Source organism: Sporichthyaceae bacterium (genome assembly GCA_036269075.1).
GTDB lineage: Bacteria > Actinomycetota > Actinomycetes > Sporichthyales > Sporichthyaceae > DASQPJ01.
In genome coordinates, this window is the sequence record DATASX010000016.1 from 22,341 (window position 1) to 37,730 (window position 15,390).

A 15,390-nucleotide genomic window follows, 5' to 3' on the forward strand; every position below is an offset into this window, starting at 1 on the left:
GTCGGTCGCCAATGCAGGTCGGCGGTGTCGTGCACTGCTCATTGATGAGCTCGCAAGCTCGCTCATCGGAAGTCCCTGGAGGACCGGCCGACGAACATCCGCAACTCCACGAAGGCCTCCGCCACCAGGCTGGTGACGCCGTCGGCCTTCTCCAGCCGGCCCCGCACGATCAGCGCCGGGCTGTCGCGGGCGATCCGGCGGTACCGGGCCCAGGCCCCCGGCGCGCAGATGACGTTGAGCATCCCCGTCTCGTCCTCGAGGTTCAGGAAGATCGTCCCCGAGGCGGTCTGCGGTTGCTGGCGATGGGTCACCACACCGGCGACCCGCACGCGGTCCCGATCGCGGCGCCCGGCCAGGTCGCCCACCGTGACCACGTCGGGGTCCAGGTCGGCCCGCATGTGCTCCATCGGGTGGCCGTCCGGAGTGATCCCGGTGGCCCACAGGTCGGCCATGCTCCGCTCGGCCGCCATCAGCCGCGGCAGGATCGGCGCCCGGTCGCCGACGACCGTGCCGGCCAATCGGTCCGGGCTCAACTGCGCCACCGCCCCGGCGGCCCACAACGCCGCCCGCCGGGACACCCCGAAGCAGTCGAACGCCCCCGCCGTGGCCAGCGCCTCGATGTGGGCAGCGCCGGCCGCGGTCCGGAGCGCGAAGTCGGCCATGTCGGTGTACGGCCGGCCCGCGGCGATGCGCTCGGCCAACTCCGTCCCGACCGAGCGCACCGAACCGATGCCCAGCCGGACCGCAGCCCGCCCACAACTCGTCGACGGCTCCGAGTCGTGCTCGTCCACCGGTTCCAGGCTCGCGGTGGCGGCAGAGGCGTTCACGTCCGGTCGACGGACGACCACCCCGTGCCGGCGCGCGTCCGCGCACAGCGACTGCGGCGAGTAGAAGCCCATCGGCTGGGCGTTGAGCAGCGCGGCGCAGAACGCCGCCGGGTAACGCAGCTTCAACCAGGAGCTCGCGTAGACCAGCAGCGCGAAGCTGATCGAGTGGCTCTCCGCGAAGCCGAAGTTCGCGAAGGCCGCGATGAGGTTGAAGATCTCGTCAGCGGTAGCGCCGGTGATGCCGTGGGTCCGCTCCATCCCGGCGTACAGCTCCTCACGTAGCGCCGCGACCTGCTGGGCCGACCGTTTCGAGCCGACCGCCCGACGCACCCGGTCGGCCTGGGTCGGGGTGCACCCGGCCGCGTCGACGACCATCTGCATCAGCTGTTCCTGGAACATCGGCACGCCGAGCGTGCGCCGCAGGCAGTCCTCCAACGACGGGTGCGGGTACCGGATCGGCTCCCGGCCGTTGCGTCGGCGGATGAACGGGTGGACCGAACCGCCCTGGATCGGGCCCGGCCGGATCAGCGCGATCTCCAGCACCAGGTCGTAGAAGCACTGGGGTTTCAGCCGGGGCAGGGTGGCCATCTGGGCCCGGGACTCGACCTGGAAGACGCCCACCGAGTCGGCCCGGCAGAGCATCTCGTAGACCGCCGGGTCCTCCTTCGGCAACGTCGCGAGCGTCCAGCCGGTGCCGTGGAAGTCGCGGACGAGGTCGAAGCAGCCGTGCAGGGCGGAGAGCATCCCGAGCCCGAGCAGGTCGAACTTGACGAGGTTCACCAACGGCGAGGCGCAGTCGTCCTTGTCCCACTGCACGACCGTGCGATCGGCCATCCGGGCCCACTCAACCGGACACACCTCGACCACCGGCCGGTCGCAGATTACCATCCCGCCGGAATGGATGCCCAGGTGCCGGGGGAACCCCAGCAACCGGTTCGACAGCGTGAGGACCTCGGCGGGCACCTCCTCGACGGCGCTCTGCTCGGCGGTTCTCGGCAGGTCGTAGCGATGGGCCTCGCGGGCGAAGGCGTCCTGGGCACCGGTCGAGTAACCCAGGGCCTTGGCCATGTCACGGACAGCGGACCGGGGCCGGTACGAGATCACGTTCGCGACCTGGGCCGCGTGCCGCCGGCCGTAGCGCGCGTAGACGTGCTGGATGACCTCCTCGCGGCGGCCGGACTCGATGTCGACGTCGATGTCCGGCGGCTCGCCCCGCTCCGGGGACAGGAAGCGTTCGAACAGCAGGCCGTAATAGACCGCGTCGACCGCGGTGATCCCCAGCGCGTAGCAGACCGCGGAGTTGGCCGCGGATCCGCGGCCCTGGCAGAGGATGTCGCGCGACCGGGCGAACTCCACGATCTCGTGGACGATCAGGAAGTACCCGGGGAAGTCGAGCTTCTCGATCATCTCCAGTTCGTGGTCCAGCTGGGCGTAGGCACCGGGCTGCCGTTCGGCGTAGCGGGACCCGTAGCGCACTGCGGCCCCCCGCTCGGTCAGTTCGCGCAACCAACTCATCGCGGTGTGCCCGGCGGGGACCGGGAAATCCGGCAGGCGCGGGCGGATCAGAGCCAGGTCGAACGCGCACTGCTCGGCCAACTCGGCCGCCTGCCGGACCGCGTCCGGATACCTGCGGAAGTGCCGGGCCTGCTCGGCGCCGGACCGCAGGTGGGCCGTCCCGGCCGCGGGCAACCAACCGGCCAGATCGTCGAGGCTGCGCCGGGCGCGGACCGCGGACAGCGCGGTGGCCAGGCGATGACCGTCCGGGGTGGCGTAGTGGGCATTGGCGGTCGCCACCGTGGCCAGGTCGAACCGCCGGGCCAACCCGGCCAGCACCTCGATGCGGGCGGCGTCCTCCGGCTGGCCGTGGTCGGTCAGCTCCACCACGACGTTGTCCCGGCCGAACAAGTCCACCAGCCGGTCCAGCTCCCGCGTGGCAGCCGCTGCACCGGCCGCGCCGCCGACGGCCAATGCGGCCGGGACGGTTCCTTTGCGGCATCCGGTCAGGATCACCCAATGGCCCTGCGCGGCGGCACCCAACGAATCCAGGTCGTGGACCGGACGGCCCTTCTCCGCCCCGGCGGCGTGGCCGTCGCTGATGGCGGTGGACAACCTCGCGTAGCCGTCGGGATCTCTGGCCAGCACCAGCAGGTGACTGCCCTCCGGATCGGCGATCCCGTTCTGCGGCCGGGTCAACCCGAGGCTCAGCTCCGACCCGAACACGGTCGGCAGCCCGTACCTGGTCGCGGCCTCGGCGAACCGGACCACCCCGTAGAACCCGTCGTGGTCGGTGATCGCCAGTGCGGTCAGGCCGAGCCGGACGGCCTCCTCGACCATCTCCTCCGGGTGCGCGGCCCCGTCCAGGAAGCTGAAGTTGGTGTGGGCGTGCAGCTCCGCGTAGGGGACGTCGCGCCCGGGCGTCCGCCCCAGGTCCGGTCGCGGCCGGTAGGGCGCCCGCCGGGTGCTCCCGGGCCGCTCCGGCTCGGTCCCGAACGCCAACCGGGGAGCTGCCTGCGGGGGCTGGTTCTCCCCCGGCGGCGGGAACTTCCCGGACAGCCGCCGCTCCAGCTCCCGCCACGGCATCGGCGGGTTGCCCCAACCCATCTCCCCTCCCCTCCCGAAAAGCCCTCCCGAAAAGCCTTGCCTGTATCGGAACTGACGCTGCCTCAGTCGTAGACCGCCTCGACGAACCACATCCCGTCCTCCTGCAGGAGCAACCAGCCGGCCCCGTCGGCGGTGGCCACCTGGAAGCGGATCCGCAGCCGCGCCTTGGCCGAGTCCCACCACCGCTCGTCGGCAGGCCACGGACCGGCCCACGACAGGACCCGGCGCGGCGGCTCGCGACCGACGACCAGGCGGGCCGGGGCGCCGGAGAGCGCGTAGCGGGCCGTCACCGCCACCGGGGCCCCGGACTCATCGATGAGCACGGCAGGAACCGGGATCGGCGGGACCAACGCCGGGCTGGGCTCGGGCACCCGGCCCGGCCACGGACCGTCCGCGCGACGGGACTCCCGCGGGTCGCCCCAGGTGACGTAGCGGACCCGCTCCCCCGGACCTCGCCCGCCGCCGACCACCGCGGTCTGCACCGACGGCTGCCCGAGCAGGCCCTGCACCCGGGACAACGCCCGCCCGGCCCGGGCGGCGGCATCCGCATCGGCCCCGGACGGGGCCCACAACCCGAGCTGCTCACCGGCGTGCTCGATCACCTCATCGGGCGCCAGCCGGAGAACCGCTATCCCGGACCGCGCCCGGGCGGGCGAGGCGGCGCCCGGGCGGGTGGCCAACCACCCGTCCAACTGCCAGCGAACCCGTTCCGCGATCGCCGCCGCGGTCAGCACACCCTCGTGGCGCCAGACCCGGGTGTGGCGCTCCCCGCTCTCGGTCTCCGCCTCGACACTCACCCGGGTGCACCCGAGACCGGCCGCGGCCAGGCGCAGCTGGAGCTGGTCGGCCAGCCGCCGGGCCGCGAAGGCCGCCCGCTCCACGGAGTCGGCCGGTGGGTCGAGGGTCAGCGAGACGACCAGGTCCGGCGGTGGGACCCGGGCGTCCGGTGGCCGCGGATCCAACCCACGGGCCAACCGGTGGACGAAGACGCCGTCGGAGCCGAACCGGGCCATCACGTCGGGGGCGGGCAGTTGGGCGAACTCCCCCAACGTGCGCAGCCCGAGCCGACGCAACAGGTCGACCAGTTCCGGCCGGTCGATGACCTCCAGCGACTGCGCGGCCAGGAACTCCGGTGTGCGACCGGCGGGCACAACGGCGCCACGGCGGGCCGCCAGCGCGGCGGCGAACGGCCCCTCGGCCACCCCGGCCAGGCAGGAGTCGCCCGGACCGGCCGCGGACGCCTCGTCGGCGAGCCGGACCGCGGCCGGCTCGTCGCCCCCGAAGTACCGCGCCGGGCCGCGCGCGGACACCGCGCACAGCCCCGGCCGGACGACCTCGACACCCGGCGCCACGGCTTCGACCGCGGCCACCACGGGCTCGAACGCGCGCGCCTCCTCGGCCAGGTCGCGGTCGAGCACCGCCAGCTCCGGGCAGCGGTACTGGGCCTCCCGACGGCGCAACCCACGACGCACCCCGGCCGCCCGGGCCCGGGCGGTGCACGAGAGCACGACGCCGCCGGACAGGACCGCGGCCGGGGCCTCCGGGGCCAGACCGACAGCTGCCACCGCGGTCAGCACCGGCCAGTCCGGGGACCAGATCGCGATGGTCCGCCCGGCGGGCGCATCCACCCGCGAGAGCTCCCCGCACCGGCTCGCGGAGGGCCGGACGGGGTGCTCTCGAGCTGTTCGGGCGGTGGCCATGCGGACGACTATGTTCGAACATCTGTTCGATTGTCAAGGGTGGCCCGCGCGTCGCCTGACGCTCCGTCAGATAAGCTGTCAGCCGGCGGCGTCGGCCAGTTCGGGTCCGGCCACGACGAGTGGATCCGGCAAGCCGGCCGGTCGGATCTCGACGGTCGCCGACCGGGCACCGACCACCCCGCGGCCCGAGACGCCAACCGACAGGCGGTGGGCAGACAGCTGCCCGAAACCGTCGCCGAGGCCCTCCCACCGCGCGGCCGTCGACCGCAGTCGCACATCGGCGTCGACCCACGGCCCGAGCGAGACCAGCACCGTGCCGTGCCGACGGATCCGCGCGGCGAGCCACCGCTCGTCGGCGGGCCGCAAGGCTGTCGGGGGGCGGACCGCCACCAGGTCGAAGCCGTCGAGCAACGCCCCCACGACCCGCACCCAGTCCCGACCCGGTTCCGGCACCAGGGCCAACCTGTCCAGGTCGACACCGGCCTCCGCGGCGGCGGCCAGACCGATTCCGGGGCCGTTCACCAGCGCGCACCAGGACCCGGCACCCGACACCCGCGCGAGCAGCAACAACAGCACCGAACAACCGCCCGGGCCGACAGCCTCCCGGTAGCACTCGCCCGACCCCCCACCGCCGGACCGACCCGGGGCCAACGGCCCGGCGATCCCGATCTCGACCGTGCTTCCCCGCCGCAGTCCGCCTCCGATCAGGACCGGCCGCAACGCGTCCGGCACGGGCAGTACCGAACTGACCGGCGGGGTCGCCGAGGCCCGCGAGACCGCACCGGCGGGCAGTCTGGAAATCAGGTCGGCAACTGTGGTGGACACCGTGTTATGTTCGAACACATGTTCGATTCATGCAACCCGCAGCGGCTCCGGGTGGCCTATGCCACGTCCGGAGGCGGACCGTGCCGGACGGGGCTGAACGATAATTGCCGGGTCGGAAGGCACCACGAGGAGTCCCATGTCGCCCCAGGATCTGGCGTCCGTCACGAGTCTGTTGTTCGTCCCCGGCCATCGGCCCGACCGCTTCGCGAAGGCAGCCGACTCCGGTGCCGGCGCGATCATCCTCGACCTCGAGGACGCGGTTGCGCCGGAGGCCAAGGTCGAGGCCCGTGAGCACGTGGCCAAGTGGTTGGCCGGTGGCGGGGGCGGGATCGTCCGCATCAACGCGCCGGGAACGCCCTGGCACGACGACGACTTGGCCGCGGTCGCCGGACACCCGGTCATGCTGCCGAAGGCCGAGTCCGCCGAGCAGGTCGCCACGGTCGTCGCGGCGCTCGGTACGGACGCTGCGGTGCTGCCGCTGGTGGAGACCGCGGCCGGGGTTCTCGCGGCCGATGAGTTCCTCGCGCTGCGCGGGGTGGTGCGGGCGGCGTTCGGCTCGATCGACCTGTCGGCGCAGCTGGGAGTCGACCCGAACGACTACCAGGCGTTCCTGTTCGCCCGGTCCCGGCTGGTGCTGGCCAGCGCCGCCGCCGGGGTCGCCGGCCCGGTCGACGGCGTCACGACCGATGTCACCGACGACGACCGACTGGCCGCCGACGCCGCGCACGGCGCCGGGCTCGGGTTCACCGGCAAGATGTGCATCCACCCCCGCCAGTTGCAGGTCGTGCACACCGCCTTCGACCCGACGGCCGAGGAGTTGGAGTGGGCGCGCCGAGTGGTGCAGGCCGCCGGCGACGGCGCCGTCACCACCCTGGACGGGAAGATGGTGGACAAGCCGGTTGTCGACCGCGCACGACGCACACTGTCCCGGGCGTCGGCGACAATGGGGGCGTGATCCCGACCACTCGCGAGCGAGCCGCAAGGCGACACCGGTGACTGCCCCCGGCCGCCTCGTGCCACCACCGCCGAACACCAGGTCGCACCCCTACCGCGGGCTGTCGATGCAGGAGGTCGACTTCCCGCTCACCGAGGCGGCGATCCTCGAGCACCTGATGGGCCGTGAGGTCTACCGGCGCACCGACTTCCTGGCGCTGCGCCACGGCGACCGGACGGCACTGGTGCAGGTCGCCAAGGAGAGCACGGTGCCGCTGTTCTCCCCGGTCACCGACGCGTTGGTGCTGTCCGGCCCGGAGGACACTGCCTACCTGGAGGACCCGTCGGTCGACGTGGGCAATGCGACCGCCCTGGGCAAGGTGGCCGATCCGGACAAGCTCACCACCGTCGTGGTCGGAATGTTCTCCCACGTGAACTTCCTGTACCGACCCGCTCCGATCCGGGTCCGGGTGACCGAGGTCGTCCCGCCGCATCCGCCGAAGCTGTTGGCCCAGGCCGAGCAGGTCGTCGCGTTCGACGAGGACCTGCCGCCGATCAACCTGGTGCTCGACGCCGTGGTCATCGACGACCTGGTGGCAGCCAACCCGGCGGACACCTACCTGCTGCCCTGCCGGGGCTCCGGGGCCGCACCCGACGGCGCCAGGCTCGCGTTCCTCGACACCCGCCCGGCCGGTCGCGAGGACTGGCTGCTGATCGGGTGCGAGCGCTCGTTGCAGTTCCATCGGCACTTCTACGGCGACGAGCCGCCCCAGGTCGACCTGTGCCCGCGCGCGCGCCTGGCGGCCGACCCGGAGTTCGCCGCGAGCAACGAACTGGCGCTGATCAAGTGCTGCCTGCTGGAGCGCGGCATCGAGGTCGACGGCCGCTGCGCCGTCGTGCCGTGGGGTGCGAACCTCGACGAGATCCGCACCGGCCTGCGGACCCTGCTGCTCGACCCGGCGCACGCCGAGACCCCCCTGACGCCGGCGGCGAACGGCGGGTCATGAGCAGCCACCTGTCCGACTCGCAGCTGTTCGGCCATCTGTGGACCACCCCGGAGATGCACGCCCTGTTCGACGACACCGGGCGCACCCAGGGTTGGCTGGAGGTGCTCGCCGCACTGGCCGCCGCCCAGGCCGAGGTGGGGATGCTGCCGGCCGAGGCCGCCACGGCGATCGCCGAGCAAGCCCACGTCGACCGACTGGACCTCGCCGCCGTCGCGGCCGGCACCCGGGCGGCCGGTCACTCGACGCTGGGGCTGATTCAGGAACTGCGTCGGGTGCTGCCGGAGGCCGCGCGGGAGTGGGTGTACTACGGGGCCACCGTCCAGGACGTCACCGACACCTGGACCGCGCAGACCATGACCACGGTCCTCGACATCCTCGACCGCGACGTGGAGCGCTGCCGGGCAGCCGCGTTGCAACTGGCCCGCGCCCACCGCGACACGATCATGTGCGGACGCACCCACGGCCAACCCGGCCTGCCGATCACGTTCGGGTTCAAGGCAGCGGTGTGGGCCGACGAACTCGGCCGGCACGCCGAACGGATCCGGGAAGCGCGACCGCGGCTGGCCGTGGTGCAACTGGGCGGGGCGCTCGGGACGATGGAGTTCTGGGGCCCGGGCGCACCGGACCTGCTGGCGGCATTCGCCCGCCGCTGCGGGCTGGGGGCGCCGGACATCGCGTGGATCACCGCCCGCGACCGGGTGGCGGAGTTCGCGATGCTGCTGGCAATGGTGTCCGGGACCCTGGGCAAGATCGGCAACGAGGTCTTCGAGTTGGCGCGCCCGGAGATCGGCGAGGTCGCCGAGCCGTTCACCCCCGGTCAGGTCGGCAGCATCACGATGCCACACAAGCGGAACCCGGAACTGGCCGAGCACCTGGACACCCTGGCCCGCCGGGTCCGCCTCGACGCGGCCTCGTGCGTCGAGGGCATGATCGCGCTGCACGAGCGCGACGGCCGGAGCTGGAAGGCCGAGTGGCTGGCACTGCCGGAGGCCTGCCAGCTCACCGGCGCGGCGCTGGGGTTCGGGGCGCGACTGCTGGAGGGCCTGCAGATAAACGCCGAACGCATGCGGGTGAACCTCGACGCGCGGCGCGGGCTACTGCTCTCCGAACCGATGATGCGCGTCCTGGGCGATCGCATCGGCAAGCACGCGGCGCACGAGGCGATCTACACCGCGGCGATGCACGCAGTCGAGAACGGCCTCGACCTGGAGAAGGTGGTCGCCGAACGCGGGTTGCTGACGCCGGATCAGATCAGCGCGGCCATCGACCCGCGGACGGCGCTCGGTTCGACGACGACCTTCATCGACCGGGTGCTCGCGGCGGGCGGGGCCAGGTGATCCCGCCCGGCCTGGCGGCGGCGCCCCGGATCCGGCTGGGCACGCTGCCGACCCCGTTGCACCCGGCGCCGCGGCTGTCCGAGGCCGCCGGGGTGGAGATCTGGTTCAAACGCGACGACCTGACCGGGCTGGGCCTGGGCGGGAACAAGGTTCGGGCACTGGAGTTCGTGCTGGGCGCGGCGACCGCGGCCGGCGCCGACTGCCTGATCACCGGCGGCGGGCCGAGTTCGAACTGGGCGATGCTCGCGGCGCTGGCCGCGCGGACCCGGGACATGGACGCGGCATTGGTCTACTACGGGCAACCCGTGCCCTACACCGGCAACCTCGCGCTGGCCGCGTCGATCGGGGCCGGGATCCACTTCACCGGCGACCCGGATCGCTCCACGGTCGAGTCGGTCGCCGAGGCCATCGCCGAGCGGATGCGCTCGGTCGGCCGCAACCCGTACACGTTGGGCCGCGGCGGCGCCGGTCCGGTCGGGGCCCTGGGCTATCTCAGCGCCACCGGCGAGATCGCCGCCCAGGCCGCGCAGCTGAACCTGACACCGCGTCAGCTCTGGCTGGCTACCGGGTCGTGCGGGACCCACGCCGGCCTGGTCGCCGGGGCGGCCACCTACGGCACGCCCTGGGAGATTCACGGGGTCACGGTGAGCCGCCCGGCAGCGGAATGCATCGCTCGGGTCGCCGGGATCGCGGCGGAGGCCTGCGCGCTGATCGAGTCGGCCGCGCCGACGCGGGAGCCGATCGTGCACGCCGAGATGCTCCTCGCCGCCCCGTACGGCGAACCGTCGCCGGAATCGGCGGCGGCCGCCGATCTGGTCGCGCGGACCGAGGGCGTGTTCCTCGACCCGGTGTTCGCGGCGAAGGCGATGGCCGGTCTGCTCGCGGCGGCTGCGACGGGGACGGCCCAGGGTCCGGTGGTCTTCCTGGCCAGCGGAGGTGCGCCGACGCTGTTCACCACCTAGACCCGGAACCCTTCCGGCAGGTCGCAACAGGCGGCGAAGCGGGAACTTCGTCGCGGAGGACCCAGAACGCCCGAAAGCGGCCCGAACGGATGACCCACACCGGAACGATCGTGGGATTTCTTGCCGCGGTGCAACCGAACTTGTAACGGCTTCGTCTCAACCAGGAAACCCGCACCGGCGGCACGCCGGAGGCGAGAACTACCTGCTGACAGGACTGCGACTGCCTGCCGGCACCGGACCCGCAAGTGCGGGACGAGAGGACCCGAAGTGCACAGCTGTTCCTGGTTCACCTCGAACGCCGAGCCGCAGTGCGGTGCTCAGGCGCCGCACCGCATCATCGTGACCACACCGTTGTACCGCGCCACCGTGTGGTTCTGCAGCGAGCACAAGGCCGCTCAAGAGGCCAACTTCGCTCGCCGCGGTGCCCGTATCCCGGCTCAGCGCCGTCCCGACCAGATCCTGATCACGGACTGACCACCGACTCGGCAATCGATCTGACGGCAAGTCAGATCGCTGCCAGGTCGCGAGACCGAGCGATCAGGCCGGACTCGACGGCGTCCAGCGCGACACGACGCTGCTCCGCGGCCCGGCGGGCCTGGTCCCCGGCCGAGACCGCCCCGGCCGCCATCGCCGCGACCACGGTGGGTTCGGCGCCGCCGACCGTGCCCCGCGACCGGACGATCTGGCGAGGATCGAGCGCGGCCGTCAGATCCAGCTCACGCAGACCGAATTCGGAACCGGCCACCGCGACCGCGCACTCCGCGAGCAGCCCGCCGGTGATGTCGATCCCCCGCAGACCGAGCTCGGCGGCCCGCCGCACGGCAGCACCGACGATCCGGTAGGCCGTCCGGTAGTCGATCCCGACCTCGACCATCAGGTGCTCGGCCAAGTCGGCCGCCTGCGAGTACCCCGACTCCAACGCCGCGTACATCCGGTCGGCATTCGCGGTCAGCCCGGCCACGACACCGGCGGTCAAGCGCATCTGACGCACCGCCAGATCCAGTGCCCGGGGCACCTCGCCGTAGGCGAAGATCAGGTTGTCGCTGCGTGCGGACGGGGACTTGGTCACCGCCAGCATCCCGGTCAGCCGGCCGATCAGGACCCCGGCCTCACCCCGGATCATCGTCAAGGCGTAAGGGTTGCGTTTCTGCGGCATCAGGACGCTGGTGCGGGTGTGCCCGTCGGCCAGGCGTACGTAGTCGAACTCCTGGCTGGCCCAGATCTCCAGGTCCTCGGCCAGCTTCGCGCACGTGATGGCCAGGCTGGTCACCGCGGAGAGCAGCGCGATGTACCCGTCGGTCTGCCACATGGCATCCCGGGTGTGCTCGATGACCCCGTCGAAACCGAGCAGGTCGGCCACCGTGTTCCGGTCGCCGGTCAACGCCGAACCGTTCACCCCGCCGGCCCCGCCCGGACTGCGGTTCAGCCAGGCGTACGCGTCCTCGAGTCGGGCCAGGTCGCGCAGCCCGGCATGGGCGAACGTCAGCAGATAGTGCCCGAAGGTCGAGGGCTGCGCGTGCTGCAGATAGGTCTGCTCGGGCATCCAGGTCTCGGTGTGCCGGGCGGCCTGCGCACCGACCGCACCGGCGAACTGCGCGGTGGCCTCGATCAGGTCGAGCACGTCGCGCCGCAGCCGGAGCCGCAGCGCGATGCGCACCGCCTCCCGCCGGGGTCGACCGGCGTGCAGCCACCCGGCGTCGTCGCCGATCCGGGCCACCAGCCAGTCCTCGCGGCAGTTGTAGATCTCCCCGCGGGCCGGGTCGTAACCGATCTCCGCCACCGGTGTCTCGTGGCTCGCCAGCAACGCCCCCAGCAGGCGCGCCGCCGCGGACCGGGGCAGGACGCCCCGGTCCAGCAGCACCAGCACGTGCGCCAGGTCGGCCAGGTCGAGCCAGTTGTGCAGCAGATCCGCGTCGGCGATCTCCACGGCGAAGCCGCCGGCGATCAACTCCGGGGCGTATTCGGGCACCGGGCCCCTTTCCACTCGAGCATGGCTCAGACGGCTGCGCCGTCGACCTCGATGCGGGCCCGGTCGGGGTAGAAGCTCAGCATCCCGGCGATCTGCGCGACCTCCGGGATCGGGTCCGGGTAGTACCAGACGACATCGGTGTGGGTCGTCCCGTCGATCGCCAGCGAGTGGTAACTGGCCTGGCCCTTGAACGGACAGGTCGTGTGCAGCTCACTGGACCGCAGCACGCCGGCGTCGACGTCGGACGCGGGCAGGTAGTAGCGCGGCGGCAGTCCGGTCTCGTGCAGGACCAGTGCGCCCTGCGACTCGGCGACCTTGACCCCGTCGACCGTAACGGTCACCAGGGCATTCGCAGGCTCGATCGTGATCGTGTGTCCAGCGCTCATCTCAGCTCTCCTTCGGCCCCAACGTCTTCGTCCCGAGGTACGGCACGAGGGCTTCCGGGACGACGACCGAGCCGTCGGCCTGCTGGTAGTTCTCCAGGATCGCGGCCATCGTGCGTCCGATCGGGAGCCCGGAACCGTTCAACGTCGCCGCGGGCGCGCGGCTTCCCGCGGCGTCGCGGACCCGGATCCCGGCGCGGCGGGCCTGGAACTGACCGCAGTCCGAGCAGGACGAGATCTCGCGGTAGCGGCCCTGGCTCGGCAGCCACACCTCGATGTCGTAGGTGAGCTGCGCGGAGAACCCCATGTCGCCGGCCGCCAGCTTGATCACCCGGTGCGGCAGACCCAGCTCGACCAGGCAGGTTTCCGCGTGGGAGACCATCAGCTCGAGCTCGGCGTTCGAGTTCTCCGCCACGCAGATGCGCACCAGCTCCACCTTCGAGAACTGATGCAGCCGCAGGATGCCGCGGGTGTCGCGGCCGTAGGAGCCGGCCTCCGACCGGAAGCACGGGGTGTGTGCGGTGTAGGCGAACGGCAGCGCCGACGCCTCGAGGATCTCGTCGGCGTGCAGGTTGGTCAGCGGCACCTCGGCGGTCGGGATCAGGAACAGCTCCCGGTCGCCGGCCGAGGTGGCGAACAGGTCGTCGGCGAACTTCGGCAGCTGGCCGGTGCCGGTCATCGTGGCCCGGGTGACCAAGGCCGGCACCGAGTACTCGGTGTACCCGTGACGTCGGGTGTGCAGGTCCAGGAAGAACGAGGTCAGCGCCCGCTCCAGCGCGGCTCCCGCGCCGCGGGCGACGGAGAACCGCGGCCCGGACAGCTTGGTGGCCCGGGCGAAGTCGAGGATGCCGAGTGCCTCGCCGATGTCGACGTGGTCGGCCGGCGCGAAATCGAACTCCGGCGGGCTGCCCCACCGGCGCACCTCGACCGCGTCGTCCTCGCTGCGCCCGTCCGGGGCCGCGTCCGAGGGCAGATTCGGGATCACCAGCATCTGCTCGTGCAGCGCCGCGGCCAGCCGTTCGGCGTCCTCCTCGACGGTCCGGATGCGTTCCTTGAGCTCCCGCGCGGTCTCCTTGAGGCCCTCGACGTCGCCGCCGGCCTTGGCCGCCTTGCCGACCTCGCCGGCGATGCGCTTGGACTCCGCGCGCAGCTCGTCGCCGGTGCGGATGGCCTGGTTGCGTCCGGTCAGCAGGGCGGCCAGCGGGGCCGGGTCGAGCTGGTAACCCCGACGGGCCAGCCGCGCCACAGCCGCGTCGCCGAGCTGGATCAACTCCTTGGCATCGTGCATCCGGCAAACCTACTGGCCGCCACGACGGGCCGGTTCGCATGCGTCGGGGACGAGCCCGGCACACCGATGCGAATGGCCATTAACGCAAATCGGTGCCAGGATTGCCGCCACCGCCGGGAAGCCTCACCGGCGTCCGACCGTTGTGCTTGACACCGGGACCGGACGTCAGGTTGCGGGCCTCGGACGCTAAGCTACTGGCGAGTCAACTTAGGACGGAGCGAGCCGAGAGGGTCGTCTCCGCCGGTCCGAGCTGAAGGCCATTGTCTGCAGGAGGCAGCCGTGAGCACCGAAGCGTTCGTTTATGAGGCGATCCGCACCCCGCGCGGACGCGGCAAGAAGACCGGTTCGCTCCACACCGTGAAGCCCGTATCCCTGGTCGTCGGCCTGATCGACGAGCTGCGGCGACGCAACCCGGGCCTGGACACGGACCGTATCGATGACCTGGTGCTCGGCGTGGTCAGCCCGGTGGGCGACCAGGGCGCCGACATCGCGAAAACCGCGGCCCTGGTCGCGGGCCTGCCGGACACCGTCGCCGGCGTACAGATCAACCGGTTCTGCGCCTCCGGCCTCGAGGCCGTGAACATGGCCACCCAGAAGGTCCGCTCCGGCATGGAGGACCTGGTGCTGGCCGGCGGCGTCGAGTCGATGTCGCGCGTGGCCATGGGCTCCGACGGCGGCGCCTGGGCGATGGACCCGGAGACCAGCTACCAGACCTACTTCACCCCGCAGGGCATCGGCGCCGACCTGATCGCCACCCTGGAGGGCTTCTCCCGCGAGGACGTCGACCGCTACGCGCTGCTCTCCCAGGAGCGCGCGGCCAAGGCCCAGGCCGGCGGGTACTTCAGCCAGTCGCTGATCCCGGTCCGCGACCGCAACGGCGTGCTGATCCTCGACCACGACGAGCACGTCCGCGCCGACACGACCCTGGAGGGCCTCGGCGCGCTCAGCCCCTCGTTCGAGATGATCGGCGAGCTCGGCGGCTTCGACGCAACGATCCTGCAGAAGTACCACTGGGTCGAGAAGATCAACCACGTACATCACCCAGGGAACTCCTCCGGGATCGTCGACGGCGCCTCGCTGGTCGCCATCGGCTCCGAGGCCATCGGCACCGAGCTCGGCCTGACCCCGCGGGCGCGGATCGTCTCCACCGCGGTCAGCGGCGCCGACTCGGCGATCATGCTGACCGGCCCGGCGCCGGCCAGCCGCAAGGCTCTGCTCAAGGCCGGCCTGGACGTCGACGACATCGACCTGTTCGAGATGAACGAGGCCTTCGCGGCCGTCGTGCTGCGCTTCTGCAAGGACATGGGCCTGTCGCAGACCGAGCTCGAGGAGAAGGTCAACGTCAACGGCGGCGCGATCGCGCTCGGGCACCCGCTGGGTGCCACCGGCGCGATGCTGCTGGGCACGATCGTCGACGAACTGCACCGCCGCGACCAGCGCTACGGCCTGGTCACGCTCTGCGTCGGCGGCGGCATGGGCATCGCCACCGTGGTCGAGCGAATCTGATCGATCGTCAGTCATCCAGTCGGGTAAGGGAAATCTAGAAGGGACCCCCGCG

General features: G+C 72.1%; 12 protein-coding genes. 6 read left to right on the top strand and 6 right to left on the bottom strand.

The features are described 5' to 3' along the window. Nucleotides 1-62: 62 nt before the first annotated feature. The 3 genes from VHU88_02805 to VHU88_02815 form a co-directional block, all read right to left on the bottom strand. Nucleotides 63-3,428 (bottom strand): error-prone DNA polymerase, encoded by a 3,366-nt coding sequence (locus tag VHU88_02805; GenBank protein ID HEX3610593.1) that lies wholly within the window; start codon nucleotides 3,426-3,428, stop codon nucleotides 63-65. Between the two features lie 62 nt (nucleotides 3,429-3,490). Then, nucleotides 3,491-5,056 carry a DNA polymerase Y family protein gene (locus VHU88_02810; protein HEX3610594.1) on the bottom strand — a complete coding sequence of 522 codons (1,566 nt, stop codon included), beginning with the start codon at nucleotides 5,054-5,056 and terminating at the stop codon, nucleotides 3,491-3,493. Between the two features lie 150 nt (nucleotides 5,057-5,206). Then, nucleotides 5,207-5,953: a hypothetical protein gene (locus VHU88_02815; GenBank protein HEX3610595.1), complete on the bottom strand. Its 747-nt coding sequence runs from the start codon at nucleotides 5,951-5,953 to the stop codon at nucleotides 5,207-5,209. 136 nt (nucleotides 5,954-6,089) lie between these two features. Here VHU88_02815 and VHU88_02820 point away from each other — a divergent pair, with 136 nt between their 5' ends. The 5 genes from VHU88_02820 (at nucleotide 6,090) to VHU88_02840 (ending at nucleotide 10,666) form a co-directional block, all read left to right on the top strand. Continuing rightward, a complete protein-coding gene (locus tag VHU88_02820; protein ID HEX3610596.1) occupies nucleotides 6,090-6,908 on the top strand; it encodes a CoA ester lyase in 819 nt (272 codons plus the stop codon). A 37-nt stretch (nucleotides 6,909-6,945) separates the two neighbouring features. Next, on the top strand, nucleotides 6,946-7,893 hold the full coding sequence (locus VHU88_02825) for a hypothetical protein (protein HEX3610597.1): 948 nt from the start codon (nucleotides 6,946-6,948) through the stop codon (nucleotides 7,891-7,893). Beyond that, nucleotides 7,890-9,230, top strand: coding sequence for an adenylosuccinate lyase family protein (locus VHU88_02830; protein ID HEX3610598.1), 1,341 nt, complete (start codon nucleotides 7,890-7,892; stop codon nucleotides 9,228-9,230). The genes VHU88_02825 and VHU88_02830 overlap by 4 nt, the downstream gene beginning before the upstream one ends. Further along, a complete protein-coding gene (locus VHU88_02835; GenBank protein ID HEX3610599.1) occupies nucleotides 9,227-10,192 on the top strand; it encodes a pyridoxal-phosphate dependent enzyme in 966 nt (321 codons plus the stop codon). The genes VHU88_02830 and VHU88_02835 overlap by 4 nt, the downstream gene beginning before the upstream one ends. Before the next feature lie 267 nt (nucleotides 10,193-10,459). Continuing rightward, nucleotides 10,460-10,666 carry a hypothetical protein gene (locus tag VHU88_02840; GenBank protein HEX3610600.1) on the top strand — a complete coding sequence of 69 codons (207 nt, stop codon included), beginning with the start codon at nucleotides 10,460-10,462 and terminating at the stop codon, nucleotides 10,664-10,666. Between the two features lie 31 nt (nucleotides 10,667-10,697). On the opposite strand, the gene VHU88_02845 is transcribed toward VHU88_02840, so the two are convergent. Genes VHU88_02845 through serS form a run of 3 tightly spaced genes read right to left on the bottom strand, consistent with a single transcriptional unit; the run spans nucleotide 10,698 to nucleotide 13,832 of the window. Further along, on the bottom strand, nucleotides 10,698-12,161 hold the full coding sequence (locus VHU88_02845) for a lyase family protein (GenBank protein HEX3610601.1): 1,464 nt from the start codon (nucleotides 12,159-12,161) through the stop codon (nucleotides 10,698-10,700). 26 nt (nucleotides 12,162-12,187) lie between these two features. Further along, the gene (locus VHU88_02850; protein HEX3610602.1) at nucleotides 12,188-12,547 is read right to left on the bottom strand and encodes a DUF427 domain-containing protein; all 360 of its coding nucleotides are present in this window, start codon (nucleotides 12,545-12,547) and stop codon (nucleotides 12,188-12,190) included. Nucleotide 12,548: 1 nt separating this feature from the next. After that, nucleotides 12,549-13,832 carry a serine--tRNA ligase gene (gene serS, locus VHU88_02855; protein ID HEX3610603.1) on the bottom strand — a complete coding sequence of 428 codons (1,284 nt, stop codon included), beginning with the start codon at nucleotides 13,830-13,832 and terminating at the stop codon, nucleotides 12,549-12,551. A 279-nt stretch (nucleotides 13,833-14,111) separates the two neighbouring features. Here serS and VHU88_02860 point away from each other — a divergent pair, with 279 nt between their 5' ends. Next, on the top strand, nucleotides 14,112-15,338 hold the full coding sequence (locus VHU88_02860) for an acetyl-CoA C-acetyltransferase (GenBank protein HEX3610604.1): 1,227 nt from the start codon (nucleotides 14,112-14,114) through the stop codon (nucleotides 15,336-15,338). The last annotated feature ends 52 nt before the right edge of the window (nucleotides 15,339-15,390 follow it).

Coding starts and splice junctions, on each gene's coding strand:
- VHU88_02805 (HEX3610593.1), bottom strand. CDS start 3,428: ATGGGTTGGGGCAACCCGCCGATGCCGTGGCGGGAGCTGGAGCGGCGG.
- VHU88_02820 (HEX3610596.1), top strand. CDS start 6,090: ATGTCGCCCCAGGATCTGGCGTCCGTCACGAGTCTGTTGTTCGTCCCC.
- VHU88_02830 (HEX3610598.1), top strand. CDS start 7,890: ATGAGCAGCCACCTGTCCGACTCGCAGCTGTTCGGCCATCTGTGGACC.
- VHU88_02850 (HEX3610602.1), bottom strand. CDS start 12,547: ATGAGCGCTGGACACACGATCACGATCGAGCCTGCGAATGCCCTGGTG.
- serS (HEX3610603.1), bottom strand. CDS start 13,832: ATGCACGATGCCAAGGAGTTGATCCAGCTCGGCGACGCGGCTGTGGCG.